At 45.7% G+C, this 15,274-nt stretch carries 26 protein-coding genes; all 26 read left to right on the forward strand.

Going from position 1 to position 15,274, the window contains the following annotated elements; all coding sequences use genetic code 11:
- Window positions 1-81: 81 nt before the first annotated feature.
- Entirely contained in the window at window positions 82-552 is a 471-nt protein-coding gene (gene rpsG / locus C2755_RS00285; protein WP_011901897.1) for a 30S ribosomal protein S7, read from the forward strand.
- Window positions 553-579: 27 nt separating this feature from the next.
- Entirely contained in the window at window positions 580-2,682 is a 2,103-nt protein-coding gene (gene fusA, locus C2755_RS00290) for an elongation factor G (protein ID WP_215321273.1), read from the forward strand.
- Window positions 2,683-2,732: 50 nt separating this feature from the next.
- A complete protein-coding gene (gene tuf, locus C2755_RS00295; RefSeq protein ID WP_215321266.1) occupies window positions 2,733-3,923 on the forward strand; it encodes an elongation factor Tu in 1,191 nt (396 codons plus the stop codon).
- A 123-nt stretch (window positions 3,924-4,046) separates the two neighbouring features.
- Complete coding sequence (gene rpsJ, locus C2755_RS00300; protein ID WP_011901899.1) at window positions 4,047-4,358, forward strand: 30S ribosomal protein S10; 312 nt, start codon at window positions 4,047-4,049, stop codon at window positions 4,356-4,358.
- A gap of 197 nt (window positions 4,359-4,555) precedes the next feature.
- On the forward strand, window positions 4,556-5,212 hold the full coding sequence (rplC, locus tag C2755_RS00305) for a 50S ribosomal protein L3 (protein WP_072582122.1): 657 nt from the start codon (window positions 4,556-4,558) through the stop codon (window positions 5,210-5,212).
- A gap of 11 nt (window positions 5,213-5,223) precedes the next feature.
- Window positions 5,224-5,844: a 50S ribosomal protein L4 gene (gene rplD, locus C2755_RS00310; protein WP_011901901.1), complete on the forward strand. Its 621-nt coding sequence runs from the start codon at window positions 5,224-5,226 to the stop codon at window positions 5,842-5,844.
- A complete protein-coding gene (gene rplW / locus C2755_RS00315; protein WP_072582065.1) occupies window positions 5,841-6,155 on the forward strand; it encodes a 50S ribosomal protein L23 in 315 nt (104 codons plus the stop codon). Before rplD ends, rplW begins: the two co-directional genes overlap by 4 nt.
- 2 nt (window positions 6,156-6,157) lie before the next feature.
- The gene (gene rplB, locus C2755_RS00320) at window positions 6,158-6,988 is read left to right on the forward strand and encodes a 50S ribosomal protein L2 (RefSeq protein WP_215321274.1); all 831 of its coding nucleotides are present in this window, start codon (window positions 6,158-6,160) and stop codon (window positions 6,986-6,988) included.
- 20 nt (window positions 6,989-7,008) lie between these two features.
- Window positions 7,009-7,287, forward strand: a complete 279-nt coding sequence (gene rpsS, locus C2755_RS00325; RefSeq protein WP_046329379.1) for a 30S ribosomal protein S19 — start codon at window positions 7,009-7,011, stop codon at window positions 7,285-7,287.
- Between the two features lie 7 nt (window positions 7,288-7,294).
- The gene (gene rplV, locus C2755_RS00330) at window positions 7,295-7,627 is read left to right on the forward strand and encodes a 50S ribosomal protein L22 (protein ID WP_202816811.1); all 333 of its coding nucleotides are present in this window, start codon (window positions 7,295-7,297) and stop codon (window positions 7,625-7,627) included.
- A gap of 8 nt (window positions 7,628-7,635) precedes the next feature.
- Window positions 7,636-8,463: a 30S ribosomal protein S3 gene (gene rpsC / locus C2755_RS00335; protein WP_215321275.1), complete on the forward strand. Its 828-nt coding sequence runs from the start codon at window positions 7,636-7,638 to the stop codon at window positions 8,461-8,463.
- 2 nt (window positions 8,464-8,465) lie between these two features.
- Entirely contained in the window at window positions 8,466-8,879 is a 414-nt protein-coding gene (rplP, locus tag C2755_RS00340; RefSeq protein ID WP_011901907.1) for a 50S ribosomal protein L16, read from the forward strand.
- 14 nt (window positions 8,880-8,893) lie between these two features.
- A complete protein-coding gene (gene rpmC, locus C2755_RS00345) occupies window positions 8,894-9,088 on the forward strand; it encodes a 50S ribosomal protein L29 (RefSeq protein WP_215321276.1) in 195 nt (64 codons plus the stop codon).
- A 12-nt stretch (window positions 9,089-9,100) separates the two neighbouring features.
- Window positions 9,101-9,370, forward strand: a complete 270-nt coding sequence (rpsQ, locus tag C2755_RS00350) for a 30S ribosomal protein S17 (RefSeq protein ID WP_011901909.1) — start codon at window positions 9,101-9,103, stop codon at window positions 9,368-9,370.
- Window positions 9,371-9,553: 183 nt separating this feature from the next.
- On the forward strand, window positions 9,554-9,922 hold the full coding sequence (rplN, locus tag C2755_RS00355; protein ID WP_072582069.1) for a 50S ribosomal protein L14: 369 nt from the start codon (window positions 9,554-9,556) through the stop codon (window positions 9,920-9,922).
- Between the two features lie 9 nt (window positions 9,923-9,931).
- Window positions 9,932-10,240, forward strand: coding sequence for a 50S ribosomal protein L24 (gene rplX, locus C2755_RS00360; RefSeq protein WP_011901911.1), 309 nt, complete (start codon window positions 9,932-9,934; stop codon window positions 10,238-10,240).
- A 16-nt stretch (window positions 10,241-10,256) separates the two neighbouring features.
- Window positions 10,257-10,799 carry a 50S ribosomal protein L5 gene (rplE, locus tag C2755_RS00365; RefSeq protein WP_046329383.1) on the forward strand — a complete coding sequence of 181 codons (543 nt, stop codon included), beginning with the start codon at window positions 10,257-10,259 and terminating at the stop codon, window positions 10,797-10,799.
- 9 nt (window positions 10,800-10,808) lie between these two features.
- Window positions 10,809-11,114 carry a 30S ribosomal protein S14 gene (gene rpsN, locus C2755_RS00370; protein WP_011901913.1) on the forward strand — a complete coding sequence of 102 codons (306 nt, stop codon included), beginning with the start codon at window positions 10,809-10,811 and terminating at the stop codon, window positions 11,112-11,114.
- Between the two features lie 24 nt (window positions 11,115-11,138).
- Window positions 11,139-11,534 carry a 30S ribosomal protein S8 gene (gene rpsH, locus C2755_RS00375; RefSeq protein WP_011901914.1) on the forward strand — a complete coding sequence of 132 codons (396 nt, stop codon included), beginning with the start codon at window positions 11,139-11,141 and terminating at the stop codon, window positions 11,532-11,534.
- 10 nt (window positions 11,535-11,544) lie between these two features.
- The gene (gene rplF, locus C2755_RS00380; protein WP_215321277.1) at window positions 11,545-12,078 is read left to right on the forward strand and encodes a 50S ribosomal protein L6; all 534 of its coding nucleotides are present in this window, start codon (window positions 11,545-11,547) and stop codon (window positions 12,076-12,078) included.
- A 13-nt stretch (window positions 12,079-12,091) separates the two neighbouring features.
- Window positions 12,092-12,445 carry a 50S ribosomal protein L18 gene (rplR, locus tag C2755_RS00385; RefSeq protein WP_046329386.1) on the forward strand — a complete coding sequence of 118 codons (354 nt, stop codon included), beginning with the start codon at window positions 12,092-12,094 and terminating at the stop codon, window positions 12,443-12,445.
- Window positions 12,446-12,463: 18 nt separating this feature from the next.
- The gene (gene rpsE / locus C2755_RS00390; RefSeq protein WP_011901917.1) at window positions 12,464-12,982 is read left to right on the forward strand and encodes a 30S ribosomal protein S5; all 519 of its coding nucleotides are present in this window, start codon (window positions 12,464-12,466) and stop codon (window positions 12,980-12,982) included.
- Between the two features lie 24 nt (window positions 12,983-13,006).
- Window positions 13,007-13,195, forward strand: coding sequence for a 50S ribosomal protein L30 (gene rpmD, locus C2755_RS00395; protein ID WP_215321278.1), 189 nt, complete (start codon window positions 13,007-13,009; stop codon window positions 13,193-13,195).
- A gap of 27 nt (window positions 13,196-13,222) precedes the next feature.
- On the forward strand, window positions 13,223-13,663 hold the full coding sequence (gene rplO / locus C2755_RS00400; protein WP_071464448.1) for a 50S ribosomal protein L15: 441 nt from the start codon (window positions 13,223-13,225) through the stop codon (window positions 13,661-13,663).
- A 17-nt stretch (window positions 13,664-13,680) separates the two neighbouring features.
- A complete protein-coding gene (secY, locus tag C2755_RS00405) occupies window positions 13,681-15,018 on the forward strand; it encodes a preprotein translocase subunit SecY (protein ID WP_215321279.1) in 1,338 nt (445 codons plus the stop codon).
- Window positions 15,019-15,022: 4 nt separating this feature from the next.
- Entirely contained in the window at window positions 15,023-15,241 is a 219-nt protein-coding gene (gene infA, locus C2755_RS00410) for a translation initiation factor IF-1 (protein WP_068320132.1), read from the forward strand.
- Window positions 15,242-15,274 lie beyond the last annotated feature (33 nt).

Below are 15,274 nucleotides of genomic sequence, written 5' to 3' on the forward strand. Positions count from 1 at the left end.
TCTAAGAATTTTCTTAGATAGTAGGGCGGCCGGAGCGGGTGATCCATGTGGGTCGCCCCTAACTGAACTGAAGGAGTAGTTATGCCACGTCGTCGTGAAGTTCCCAAACGGGAAATTTTGCCGGATCCAAAATTCGGTAATGTAGAAGTAGCTAAATTCATGAACGTCCTCATGTTGGACGGTAAGAAATCGGTTGCAGAGCGTATCGTTTACGGTGCCTTTGATCACATCGAGAAAAAAGCAAACAAAGAACCACTCGAAATTTTCTCAACAGCTATGGGCAACGTAAAGCCAATGGTTGAGGTGAAGAGCCGTCGTGTTGGTGGCGCTAACTACCAGGTTCCTGTTGAAGTTCGCCCATCACGCCGCTCTGCTTTGGCAATGCGTTGGGTGCGCGAAGCCGCTAAAAAGCGCGGTGAGAAATCTATGGCTCAACGCTTGGCCAACGAATTATTAGAAGCTGCAGAAGGTCGCGGCGGAGCAATGAAGAAGCGTGAAGAAGTTCACCGTATGGCAGAAGCTAACAAAGCTTTCTCACATTTCCGCTTCTAATCAAATAGTAAAGAAAAGGCACCAACAGTGGCACGTAAAACCCCCATCGACAGATACCGCAATATTGGTATCTCTGCGCACATTGACGCAGGCAAGACAACAACTACAGAACGCGTTTTGTTCTACACCGGTGTTAATCATAAAATTGGTGAAGTACATGATGGCGCTGCAACCATGGACTGGATGGAGCAAGAGCAAGAGCGTGGCATCACGATTACATCTGCTGCTACTACAACGTTCTGGAAGGGCATGGCTGGTAATTTCGCAGAGCACCGTATCAATATTATTGATACCCCAGGACACGTAGACTTCACTATTGAAGTTGAGCGTTCAATGCGCGTGTTGGATGGTGCTTGCATGGTTTACTGTGCGGTTGGTGGTGTACAGCCACAATCTGAAACTGTTTGGCGTCAAGCTAACAAGTATCAAGTTCCACGTTTAGCTTTTGTAAATAAGATGGACCGCACTGGCGCGAACTTCTTTAAGGTCTATGACCAGATGAAGTTACGCCTTAAAGCAAATCCTATCTTGATCCAGATTCCTATTGGCGCTGAAGAAAACTTCAAGGGCGTTGTGGACTTGGTAAAAATGAAGGCCATCTATTGGGATGAGGCTTCACAAGGCACTAAGTTTAGCTACGAAGAGATTCCTGCTGAATTAAAGGCATCTGCAGATGAGTGGCGCGAAAAGATGGTTGAAGCCGCTGCTGAAAGTTCAGAAGAGTTGATGGAGAAGTATCTTGGTGGCGAAGAGTTAACCGAAGAAGAAATCAAAAAAGCGTTGCGTCAACGTACGATTGCTAATGAAATCATTCCAATGATGTGCGGAACTGCCTTCAAAAACAAAGGCGTTCAGGCGATGTTGGATGCGGTGGTTGAGTTGTTGCCATCCCCATTAGACGTTCCACCAGTTCCTTGTGAATTGGAAGACGGCACCCCAACAACACGTAAAGCTGACGATGCTGAGAAATTCTCTGCATTGGCATTTAAGATTATGACTGACCCATTTGTTGGCCAGCTCATCTTCTTCCGCGTTTACTCGGGCGTAATGAAATCTGGCGACACAATCTACAACCCAATCAAGGGTAAGAAAGAGCGTGTTGGTCGTTTATTGCAAATGCATGCCAACCAACGTGAAGAAATTAAAGAAGTCTACGCAGGGGATATCGCTGCTGCAGTTGGTCTAAAAGACGCAACTACTGGCGAAACATTATGTGACCCAGATAGCATTGTTATTTTGGAGCGCATGGTATTCCCAGAGCCAGTTATCTCACAAGCAGTTGAGCCAAAGACAAAACCAGACCAAGAAAAAATGGGTCTTGCTTTGAATCGTTTGGCACAAGAAGATCCATCATTCCGCGTTAAGACAGATGAAGAATCTGGTCAAACGATTATTTCCGGTATGGGCGAGCTCCACTTGGAAATTTTGGTTGACCGTATGCGTCGTGAGTTTGGTGTTGAAGCAACTGTTGGTAAGCCACAAGTTGCCTATCGCGAAACTATTCGTAAAGTTTGCGAAGAAATCGAAGGTAAGTTTGTTAAGCAGTCTGGTGGTCGCGGTCAATACGGTCACGTGGTATTGAAGCTTGAGCCACAAGAGCCAGGCAAAGGTTTTGAATTCATTGACGCTATTAAGGGCGGTGTGGTTCCACGCGAATACATCCCTGCTGTAGAAAAAGGAATTCGCGAAACATTGAACTCCGGTATTTTGGCTGGTTATCCAGTCGTTGATATCAAAGCTACATTGTTCTTCGGTTCATACCATGATGTTGACTCCAATGAAAACGCATTTAAGATGGCGGGCTCTATGGCATTCAAAGACGGTATGCGTAAAGCAGCGCCAGTGTTACTTGAGCCGATGATGGCTGTTGAAGTAGAAACACCAGAAGATTTCATGGGTAACGTAATGGGCGATCTCTCATCCCGTCGCGGTATTTTGCAAGGTATGGACGACATTCCAGGCGGCGGTAAGATCGTTCGCGCTGAAGTGCCGTTGGCAGAGATGTTTGGTTACTCAACTGGCTTGCGCTCGTTGACCCAAGGTCGCGCTACCTACACCATGGAGTTTAAGCATTATTCCGAAGCACCGAAGAACGTTGCTGAAGCAGTTATGGCTGCTAAAGCGAAGTAATTTATCCACATTAATTTTGAATATTGACTAGCTAAAGAAGGCAGACAAAAATGGCAAAAGAAAAATTCGAGCGGACAAAACCGCACGTAAACGTAGGCACCATCGGTCACGTTGACCACGGTAAAACCACATTGACAGCAGCAATTGCAACCGTGCTTTCTAAAGCATTCGGTGGCGAAGCTAAAGCATACGATCAGATCGATGCTGCTCCTGAAGAAAAAGCACGTGGTATTACGATTAATACTGCGCACGTTGAGTACGAGACTGCAAACCGTCACTACGCACACGTGGATTGCCCAGGACATGCTGACTACGTGAAGAACATGATTACTGGTGCTGCTCAGATGGACGGCGCAATTTTAGTTTGCTCTGCTGCTGACGGCCCAATGCCACAAACTCGTGAGCACATCCTCTTGGCACGCCAAGTGGGCGTTCCTTACATCATCGTGTTCTTGAACAAGTGCGACATGGTTGATGACGAAGAGTTGTTAGAGCTCGTAGAAATGGAAGTTCGTGAGCTTTTATCTAAATACAAATTCCCTGGCGATGACACACCAATCATCCGTGGTTCTGCTAAGTTAGCTCTTGAAGGCGACGAAGGCCCATTGGGTAAAGAAGCCATCATGAAATTGGCTGAAGCTTTGGATACCTTTATTCCTACTCCAGAACGTGCTGTTGACGGCGCATTCTTGATGCCAGTAGAAGATGTGTTCTCTATCTCCGGTCGCGGTACTGTTGTGACTGGCCGTATCGAGCGCGGTATTGTTAAGGTTGGTGAAGAGATCGAAATTATCGGTATCAAGCCAACACTCAAGACTACTTGTACTGGTGTTGAAATGTTCCGCAAATTGCTCGACCAAGGTCAAGCAGGCGATAACGTTGGTATCTTGTTACGCGGTACAAAACGTGAAGAAGTTGAGCGCGGCCAAGTATTGGCTAAGCCAGGTTCAATCACCCCACATACTCACTTTACAGCCGAGGTTTATATCTTGGGTAAAGATGAAGGTGGTCGTCATACTCCATTCTTTAACAACTATCGTCCACAGTTTTACTTCCGTACTACGGACGTAACTGGTTCAATCGAGTTGCCAAAAGACAAAGAAATGGTGATGCCTGGTGATAACGTTTCGATTACCGTAAAGCTCATCGCTCCAATCGCGATGGAAGAAGGTTTACGTTTTGCGATCCGTGAAGGTGGCCGTACTGTTGGCGCTGGCGTGGTTGCAAAGATTTTGGCTTAAGTAGTAAGTTTTAATTAGTAAAAATATTTAGCGGTTTGCTAACCGGTGACATCAGTGCTGCTGATGTCACCGAGCTCTTTAGATGTATAACGTGGCAGCACCACAACGCTCTTTGGAATTAATATGCAAAACCAAAAAATTCGTATTCGCCTTAAAGCATTTGATTACCGTTTAATCGACCAGTCTGCAGCTGAAATCGTTGATACAGCTAAGCGTACTGGTGCAGTTGTTAAGGGTCCAGTTCCTTTGCCAACCCGTATTGAGCGTTTTGATATCTTGCGTTCACCACACGTGAACAAGACATCCCGTGATCAGTTAGAGATCCGCACCCATCTCCGTTTGATGGATATAGTTGATCCTACAGAGAAAACTGTAGATGCTTTGATGAAGTTAGACCTTCCAGCAGGCGTGGACGTTGAAATTAAGTTGCAGTAATTTGTTGTTTCCAGCCTTTTTGCTTGTCAAGACTGGGTTTTCGGGATAGAATCTAAGGCTTCGCTCAATTATTTGGGCGATAATCTTAGTTTTATCAGCACTAAAAACGTTGTAAGTTATTGATTTAGAAGTACTTTTACTTGTAAATCACTTAAATTAATTTTGCCGACCAATCGAAGTCGGCGTGGAGCATGAATATGAGCTTAGGCTTAATCGGCCGCAAGGTCGGCATGACCCGTCTATTTACGGACGAAGGGGACTCAATCCCTGTGACCGTAATTGACGTGAGCGACAACAGAATCGCTCAAATCAAGACCCAGGCAACTGATGGCTATGATGCTATCCAGTTAGCACATGGCACACGTAGAGCTACTCGCGTTACTAAAGCAATGGCTGGTCACTTCGCCAAAGCTGGTGTGATGGCAGGTAACGGCCTCAACGAATTCCAATTAGATGCAGCAAAAATTGCAGAAATGACGCCAGGACAAGTAATTCCTGCTGACACTGCATTTACTGCTGGTCAAAAAGTGGACGTACAAGGTGTGTCTATCGGTAAGGGCTACGCAGGTACCATCAAGCGTTATCACTTCGCTTCTGGTCGTGCATCCCACGGTAACTCACGTTCACATAACGTACCAGGCTCTATCGGTATGGCGCAAGACCCAGGTCGTGTTTTCCCTGGTAAGCGTATGACCGGTCACTTGGGTGACGTTACACGTACAGTTCAAAATTTAGTCATCGCACGCATTGATTCAGAACGTAATCTGATCATGGTTAAAGGCGCTATTCCAGGCGCCCCAGGCGGTAAAGTTATTGTTACTCCAGCGGTTAAAACACCGTTGAAGAAGAAATAAGGAGAGCGAATATGGAACTTAAGCTTCTCCAAGACAACGGTACTTTAGGTGCAGGCGTACAAGCTTCACCAGAAGTATTCGAACGTGAATATAACGAAGCATTGGTACACCAAGTTGTAGTGGCTTACCAAGCTAATGCACGTAGCGGTAACCGTGCACAAAAAGACCGTGAGCAAGTTAAGCACACAACCAAGAAACCTTGGCGTCAAAAAGGTACTGGTCGTGCACGTGCTGGTATGAGCTCTTCCCCGCTGTGGCGTGGAGGTGGCCGTATATTCCCGAATTCTCCAGAAGAGAATTTCAGCCAAAAAGTAAACAAGAAAATGTACCGCGCTGGTATGAGATCTATTTTGTCTCAGTTAGCTCGCGAAGGTCGTTTGAATGTTGTTGATCAATTTTCTCTTGACGCTCCAAAGACTAAAGTTTTAGCTGACAAAGTTAAAGCTATGGGATTGGATTCAGTCTTGATTATTGTTGATCAGGTTAGCGAGAATTTGTACTTGGCATCACGTAACTTGCATAAGGTTGCTGTATGTGAGCCACAGCACGCTGATCCGTTAGCTTTGGTTCAATACAAAAAAGTATTGGTAAGCAAAGCTGCGATCGCAAAAATTGAGGAGTTGCTGAAATGAGCCAAGTCCGTAAAAATGATCACAACCTAATGAGGGTTCTGCTTGGACCGGTTATCTCTGAAAAAGCCACTATGGTTGCAGAGAAAAACGAACAAGTAGTTTTCCAAGTAGCTCGCGACGCAAATAAACTCGATGTAAAACAAGCGGTTGAATTGCTCTTCAAAGTGCAAGTTGATTCTGTTCAAATCGTGAATCAAAAGGGTAAGCCTAAGCGCTATGGCCGTTTTGAAGGTCGTCGTGACCACACTAAGAAGGCCTACGTAAGCTTGAAGCCAGGTCAAGAAATTAACTTTGAAGCGGAGGCGAATTAATCATGCCTTTGATGAAGACAAAACCGACCTCACCAGGTCGTCGTTCAATGGTCAAGGTGGTAAATCCTGACCTGCATAAAGGTAAACCTTTTGCAGCGTTGGTAGAGCCACAATTCCAAAAAGCGGGTCGTAACAATAATGGTCACATCACTACCCGTCATAAAGGTGGTGGTCATAAGCATCACTATCGTGTTGTTGATTTCAAACGCAACGACAAAGATGGTATTCCAGCAAAAGTTGAACGCTTGGAATACGATCCAAACCGTAGTGCAAATATTGCATTGATCGTGTTTGCTGATGGTGAGCGTCGCTACATTCTTGCTGCAAAAGGGATGACTGTTGGTCAGGCATTGATGAGTGGCTCAGAAGCCCCAATCAAGTCTGGTAATAACTTGCCAATTCGCAACATTCCGGTTGGTAGCACGATTCACTGTGTAGAAATCATGCCGGGTAAGGGTGCTCAAGTAGCGCGCTCGGCCGGTGGTTCAGCAGTATTGTTGGCCCGTGAAGGTGTATACGCTCAAGTGCGTTTGCGCTCAGGCGAAGTGCGCCGTGTTCTGATTGAGTGCCGCGCCACTATTGGTGAAGTTGGCAACGAAGAGCACAGCTTGCGTGTTATTGGTAAAGCTGGTGCAAATCGCTGGCGTGGTATTCGCCCAACCGTTCGCGGTGTGGCAATGAACCCAGTAGATCACCCACATGGTGGTGGTGAAGGTAAAACTGGTGAAGGCCGTGTACCAGTATCTCCATGGGGCACTCCAACTAAAGGTTATCGTACACGTCGTAACAAGCGTACAACATCGATGATCGTTCAACGTCGTCAAAAGCGTTAAGCGATTAAGGAAAAATAGATATGACACGTTCAGCTAAAAAAGGCCCATTTTGCGAAGCCAGCTTGGTAAACAAGGTTGAAGTCGCACAAGCCAACAAAGACAAAAAGCCGATCAAAACTTGGTCACGCCGTTCAACAATCCTCCCAGACTTTATTGGTCTGACGATTGCTGTGCATAACGGTCGTCAACACGTTCCGGTTTATGTATCAGAAAACATGGTGGGTCATAAGTTAGGCGAATTTGCCTTGACCCGTACTTTCAAAGGTCACGCTGCTGACAAGAAAGTAACGAAGAAGTAAGGGGATGATGATGGAAGTTAAAGCTATTCACAAGAGCGCCCGCATTTCTGCGCAAAAGACACGTTTGGTCGCAGACCAAATTCGTGGTTTGCCAATTGCACGCGCATTAAACATTTTGAATTTCAGCCCCAAGAAAGCTGCCTTCATTGTGAAAAAAGTGGTTGAGTCTGCAGTGGCCAACGCTGAACACAATAAAGGCGCTGATATTGATGAGCTCAAGGTTTCAACAATTATTGTTGATAAAGGTACTTCCTTGAAGCGCTTCACAGCACGCGCTAAGGGTCGTGGTAATCAAATTGAAAAACAAACATGTCACATTACCGTGACCTTGAGTAACTAAGGAAAGATATGGGACAAAAGATAAACCCAACCGGATTCCGACTCGCGGTAACGAAGAATTGGACATCACGTTGGTATGCAAACAATACTGACTTTGCGAAGATGTTGAAAGAGGACGTAGATGTCCGCATCTATCTCAAAAAGAAGTTGAAGAATGCATCCGTAAGTAAAGTTGTGATTGAGCGTCCTGCAAAGAATGCCCGCATCACCATCTATAGCTCACGTCCAGGCGTTGTAATCGGTAAAAAAGGCGAAGATATTGAAGTGCTCCGCCGCGAATTGCAAAAGCGTATGGGTGTTCCAGTTCACGTGAACATTGAAGAAATTCGTAAGCCAGAAGTTGACGCGCAATTAATTGCCGACTCAATTACTCAGCAGCTCGAAAAACGTATCATGTTCCGTCGTGCGATGAAGCGTGCAATGCAAAATGCAATGCGCCTTGGTGCGCAAGGCATCAAAATCATGTCATCAGGTCGTTTGAATGGTGCTGAGATCGCTCGTCGCGAATGGTATCGCGAAGGTCGTGTTCCACTTCATACATTGAAGGCTGATATTGATTACGCAACATCAGAAGCTGAAACTACATACGGCATCATTGGTGTAAAAGTTTGGGTATACAAAGGCGACACATTGGGTCGTGGTGCAGAAGCTCAAGTGGTTGCTCCATCAGCTGAACCAGCTGCCGAAGAAAAGAAAACTCGTCGTGCCCCAAGCAAGACAGCTGCTCGTAAACCAGCTGCTGGCACAGACAAGCCATTAGTTGCTGCTAAGCCAGCAGTAAAGCGTGTGCGTAAGGTTGAAACACCTGCCGCAGATACGCAGAAGTCAGGAGAGTAAGCATGCTACAACCAAAGCGTCGCAAGTATCGTAAGGAACAAAAAGGTCGCAACACTGGCGTGGCAACACGTGGTAGTTCCGTAGCCTTTGGTGACTTTGGATTGAAGGCCGTTGGCCGTGGTCGTTTGACTGCTCGTCAAATCGAGTCAGCACGTCGTGCAATGACTCGTCACATTAAACGTGGTGGCCGTATTTGGATTCGCATTTTCCCAGATAAGCCAATTTCACAAAAACCTGCTGAAGTACGTATGGGTAACGGTAAAGGTAATCCAGAGTACTACGTAGCTGAAATTCAACCAGGCAAAGTGCTCTACGAGATGGACGGTGTTGACGAGCAATTGGCGCGCGAAGCTTTCAAGCTTGCTGCTGCTAAGTTGCCTTTACAGACCACTTTCGTGATTCGCCACTTAGGTTGATCGGGATAGAGATTATGAAAAATACAGAATTAGCTTCAAAAGATCTGACAGCTTTAAATGCAGAGTTAACCGAGTTGCTTAAGACCGGTTTTAAGCTCCGCATGCAAAAGGGCACTCAGCAACTCACAAATACCAGTCAATTGGGTAAAAATAAGCGCGACATCGCTCGTGTGAAGACTTTTATCACCCAAAAGACTGCACAGAAATAAGGAAAAAGGGATATGACAGAATTATCTAAACCCTTGCGCCGCACCCTCGTGGGCCGTGTTGTTAGCGACAAAATGCAGAAAACTGTGACGGTGTTGGTTGAGCGTCAAGTTAAGCATCCAGTGATTGGTAAGTACGTTGGCCAGTCCAAAAAGTACCATGCTCATGACGAAGCTGGCACATACAAGATGGGTGATACCGTTGAAATTGCTGAATCTAAGCCAATTTCACGTACTAAATCTTGGGTTGTGACCCGTTTGGTAGAGGCTTCAAAGGGTATTTAAAGAAATATTGGGGATTTTGGTGAAGATTCTTCCCAAATCCCTTTTTTTCGTAGTAGAATAGAAGGCTTCTCTGGTTTTATTGGAGAAGCAGTGTTTTTCATTAATTCCGGGTTTTAGCTCTCGTTAAAGCCCATAGACGGAACCAAGACTGTTTGCCTTTGGCCAATAAGTTGGGGATTAGAAATGATACAAACCGAAAGTAGATTACAGGTTGCCGATAACACAGGCGCCAGTGAAGTGTTGTGCATCAAGGTATTGGGCGGCTCTAAGCGTCGTTACGCCAGTATTGGTGATGTCATCAAAGTCAGCGTTAAGTCTGCTGCTCCACGTGGCCGTGTTAAAAAAGGTGATATTTATAACGCCGTAGTTGTGAGAACTGCTAAGGGTGTTCGCCGTCCAGATGGTTCATTGATTAAGTTCGATGGCAACGCTGCGGTATTGCTCAACGCTAAGTTAGAGCCAATTGGCACACGTATCTTTGGACCAGTGACGCGCGAGTTGCGTACTGAAAAGTTCATGAAGATCGTTTCTCTCGCCCCCGAAGTTATTTAAGAGGCTGATATGAAAAAGATTCGTAAAGGTGATTCCGTAGTTCTGTTGACTGGCCGTGATAAGGGCAAGCAAGGAACTGTTACAGCCGTTCTCGAGAACAAGTTAGTGATCGAAGGCGTAAATATTTATAAAAAGAGCGTTAAGCCAAATCCAGCAGCCGGTGTTACTGGCGGCATGATTGACAAGACGATGCCTGTTCACATTTCTAATGTGGCTGTGGTTGACGGTAACGGCAAGCCATCACGTGTTGGTATCAAACTCGTGGATGGTAAAAAGCAACGTTTCCTCAAAACCACTGGCGCAACTTTAAGCGCATAAGGGGCACGGAGAAATTATGAGCACACGTTTTCAAGAACACTATCAAGCAAAAGTTGTTGCAGATTTAATCGCCAAATTTGGTTATAAGTCTGTAATGGAAGTTCCACGTATCACTAAGGTAACCCTGAACATGGGCTTGGGTGATGCAGTGAACGACAAGAAAATTATCGAAAATGCAGTTGGTGATTTAACTAAAGTTGCGGGCCAAAAGCCAGTTGTAACTAAAGCGAAAAAAGCGATTGCAGGTTTCAAAATTCGCCAAGGCTACCCAATCGGTGCAATGGTGACATTGCGTGGTGCACGCATGTACGAATTTTTGGATCGTTTCGTAACTGTTGCATTGCCACGCGTACGTGACTTCCGCGGTATCTCTGGTAAAGCATTTGACGGCCGTGGTAACTACAACATCGGCGTTAAAGAACAGATCATTTTCCCTGAAATCGAATACGACAAAATTGATGCCCTCCGCGGTCTCAATATCAGTATTACGACGACTGCTAAAACCGACGAAGAAGCAAAAGCTTTGTTGGCGGCATTCAAATTCCCTTTCCGCAATTAAGAGGCTAACGTGGCAAAACTATCCCTAATTGAGCGCGAGAATAAGCGCGCAAAAACTGTAGAGAAGTACGCTGTAAAGCGTGCCGAACTCAAAGCGATCATTGCTGATCAATCACGCAGCGATGAAGAGCGCTATGAAGCTCGCTTAAAACTACAGGCACTTCCACGTAACGCAAGCCCGATTCGTCAAAGAAATCGTTGTTCATTAACCGGTCGACCACGTGGCACATTCCGTAAATTCGGTTTGGCTCGTAGCAAGATTCGTGAAATCGCCTTCCGTGGCGAAATCCCCGGTTTAACCAAGGCCAGCTGGTAAGCGGCGAAAGAATTAGGAGAACTCATGAGTATCAGCGATCCAATCGCCGACATGTTGACAAGGATCCGCAATGCGCAAGCAGTGCAGAAACCCGTAGTCTTGATGCCGTCGTCAAAAGTAAAAGTAGCCATCGCAAAAGTTTTGCAAGATGAAGGCTATATCGAAAGTTTTGAAATCAAAGGTGAAGCAGCTAAGCCAGTGCTCCATATTGATCTCAAATACTATGCAGGCCGTCCTGTTATTGAGCGTATTGACCGTGTATCAACACCAAGTCTACGCATCTATAAAGGTCGCCATGACATTCCAGAAGTAATGAATGGCTTGGGCATTGCAATTATTTCAACCCCTCAAGGCGTAATGACAGACCGTAAAGCACGTGCAACAGGCGTGGGCGGCGAAGTTATTTGCTACGTAGCTTAAGGAGCGAAATATGTCCCGCGTAGGTAAATCACCAATTACAGTTCCTAAAGGCGCTGAGATCAGCATCAACGGTGCAAACGTAACTGTTAAGGGTCCATTGGGCACTTTGACACACAACTTGCATCCTTCTGTTGGTTTGAAACAAGAAGATGGCGTATTGACAGTTGTTTTAAATAACAACTCACCAGAAGCTGGTGCACAGTCAGGTACAGCCCGTGCTTTGGTTAACAACATGGTTGTTGGCGTAACTGCTGGCTTTGAGCGCAAGCTCAGCTTAGTAGGCGTTGGTTACCGTGCTGCTGCTCAAGGTGAAACATTGAAGTTGCAGTTAGGTTTCTCACACGACATTATTTACAACCTACCAAAGGGTGTAAAAGCTGAGACTCCATCGCAAACTGAAATCATTATCAAAGGTTCCAACAAGCAGCAAGTTGGCCAGGTCGCAGCTGAAGTTCGCGCATACCGTTCACCAGAGCCATACAAAGGCAAGGGTGTTCGCTACGTGGATGAGGTTGTGCATCTGAAAGAAACTAAGAAGAAGTAAGCGAGATTAGAAAATGAATAAAGACGAATCCAGACAAAGACGCGCTAGGCAGACTCGTATTCGCATTGCCGAAGCATTGGCAAATCGCTTAACAGTTATCCGTAGCAATACTCATATTTCTGCTCAGGTTTATAGCCCATGCGGAACCAAAGTTGTAGCAGCCGCTTCAACAATGGAAAAAGATTTGCGCCAAGCGATCAAAAACGGCGGCAACGCTGAAGCTGCAAAACAAATCGGCAAATTAGTTGCTGAGCGTGCTGTTAAGGCAGGCATTGTTGATGTTGCATTTGATCGCTCCGGTCATCGTTACCACGGCCGTATTAAGGCCTTAGCTGAAGCTGCGCGTGAAGCCGGCCTGAAGTTCTAATAGGGTTTAGGAAAAAACATGGCAAAAATGCAAACTAAGATGCAAAACGAAGAGCGTGATGATGGTCTTCGCGAGAAGATGATCGCTGTTAATCGTGTAACTAAAGTGGTTAAGGGTGGTCGTATTCTCGGCTTCGCCGCACTTACTGTAGTTGGCGATGGCGATGGCCGCATCGGCATGGGTAAGGGCAAATCTAAAGAAGTGCCAGTTGCTGTTCAAAAGGCAATGGATGAAGCTCGTCGCAAGATGATCAAAGTTACTTTACGTAAAGGCACTTTGCAGCACACCGTTACTGGTCAACATGGCGCGTCACGCGTTTTGATTTCCCCAGCTAAAGACGGTACTGGAATTATTGCTGGCGGCCCAATGCGCGCAATTTTCGACGTAATGGGTGTAACTAATGTGGTTGCTAAGTCACTTGGCTCTACAAACCCATACAACTTGGTTCGTGCAACCATTGATGGCTTGAGCAAGATGAGTACTCCTGCTGAGATTGCTGCTAAACGCGGTAAGTCAGTTGAAGAGATTCTCGGCTAAGACCAAAAGATTAGGAATCTACAAATGACAACAACTATCTCCAAAGTCAAACTGCAATTAATACGCAGCTTGATCGGTACACGCGAAAGCCACCGTGCAACTGTACGAGGCTTAGGCCTTCGTCGCATCAATTCAGTTTCTGAATTGGAAGACACTCCAGCTGTTCGCGGCATGATTAATAAAGTTTCTTATCTAGTTAAAGTCGTTGGCTGATAACTAGCAAGTAAATAGGCGAAGAATATGCAACTCAACACAATTAAACCTGCAGAAGGCTCCAAGAAAAACCGTCGTCGCGTTGGTCGCGGTATTGGTTCTGGTCTTGGTAAAACTGCTGGCCGTGGTCACAAAGGTCAAAAATCCCGTTCTGGTGGTTTCCACAAGGTTGGATTTGAAGGCGGTCAGATGCCTATGTATCGTCGTTTGCCAAAACGCGGTTTCGTGTCTTTGACACGTCGTCACGTTGGTCAAATTACATTGAACGATTTAGCAAAAATCAATTTGCCAGAAGTGGACTTATTGGTATTGAAGGCACACGGCTTTGCTGGTGAGCAAATCAATGCAGTTAAGGTTATCAAGACTGGCGAACTCAAGATTGCTGTAACCCTCAAGGGTATTACAGCTACTGCCGGCGCAAAAGCAGCAATCGAAGCAGCTGGCGGCAAATTGGTTGAATTGGTTTAATAGGTCTTTTAGTAGATATGGCATTAGCACCTACCAATAACGCAAGCACTGCAGCAACAGGTGGCAAGTTTGGCGAATTACGCCAACGCTTAGTCTTTCTGGTGTTGGCTTTGCTCGTGTTCCGTTTGGGTGCTCATATTCCTGTCCCTGGAATCGATCCAGATCAATTAGCGCAGTTGTTCTCTGGCCAAAAAGACGGTATCTTGGGAATGTTCAACTTATTCTCTGGTGGCGCTTTATCTCGCTTCACTGTCTTTGCTTTGGGAATCATGCCGTATATTTCCGCATCGATCATCATGCAGTTAATGACGATTGTTGTGCCTTCTCTAGAGTCTTTGAAAAAAGAAGGTCAAGCAGGTCAACGCAAGATTACTCAGTACACGCGCTACGGCACTGTGTTCTTGGCTACATTCCAAGCATTAGGGATTTCTGTTGCTTTACAGGCTCAACCAGGTTTAGTTATTAACCCAGGTTTGATGTTTGAATTGAATACAGTAGTTACTTTGGTAACAGGCACAATGTTCTTAATGTGGTTGGGTGAACAAATTACTGAGCGTGGCTTGGGTAATGGCATCTCTATCATTATTTTTGGTGGCATTGTTTCTGGTTTACCAAATGCATTGGCTAGCTTGTTAGAGCTGGTTCGTACTGGCTCAATGAATATTATTTCTGCGCTTTTGATCGTTGTGATCGTTGCAGCAGTAACTTATTTTGTGGTGTTTGTAGAGCGCGGTCAGCGCCGTATCTTGGTGAACTACGCTAAGCGTCAAGTTGGCAACAAGATTTACGGTGGTCAGTCCTCTTATTTCCCATTGAAGTTGAACATGGCAGGCGTTATTCCTCCAATATTTGCTTCATCTATTATTTTGTTTCCTGCAACGATTGCTGGCTGGTTTACATCAGGCGAGCCAACCAATATGTTCAGCAGAATTATTAAAGACTTAGCAGCGACCTTAGCTCCTGGTCAACCCGTGTATACGATTTTGTACGCAGCTGCGATTATTTTCTTCTGTTTCTTCTATACCGCGTTGGTATTTAACAGTCGTGAGACTGCTGAGAACTTAAAGAAGAGTGGTGCCTTTGTTCCTGGTATTCGTCCAGGCGACCAAACAGCGCGCTACATCGATAAGATCTTGGTGCGCTTAACTCTGGCTGGTGCAATTTACATGGTTCTGGTTTGCTTGTTACCAGAATTCCTGGTCTTGAAGTACAACGTGCCGTTTTATTTCGGCGGTACTTCATTATTAATTATTGTTGTTGTTGCAATGGATTTCATGGCTCAGGTTCAGTCATTTGTCATGCAACAGCAGTATGGCTCTTTGATGAAGAAAGCCAACTTTAAGATGGGCGCTTAACTGAATGTCTAAAGACGATGTAATTCAGATGGCGGGAGAAGTTGTAGAGAATTTGCCGAACGCGATGTTTCGCGTGAAGCTGGAAAACGGACATGTGGTTCTAGGGCACATTTCCGGAAAGATGCGGATGCACTACATCCGTATTTTGCCGGGAGACAAGGTGACGGTGGAGATGACTCCTTACGACCTAACGCGCGCCAGAATCATTTTCCGCGCGAAGTAAAGATTAAGAAGTACCAATTTTTTTAGAGGTGAG

Source organism: Polynucleobacter sp. MWH-S4W17, from assembly GCF_018687535.1.
Taxonomy (GTDB): Bacteria; Pseudomonadota; Gammaproteobacteria; order Burkholderiales; family Burkholderiaceae; genus Polynucleobacter.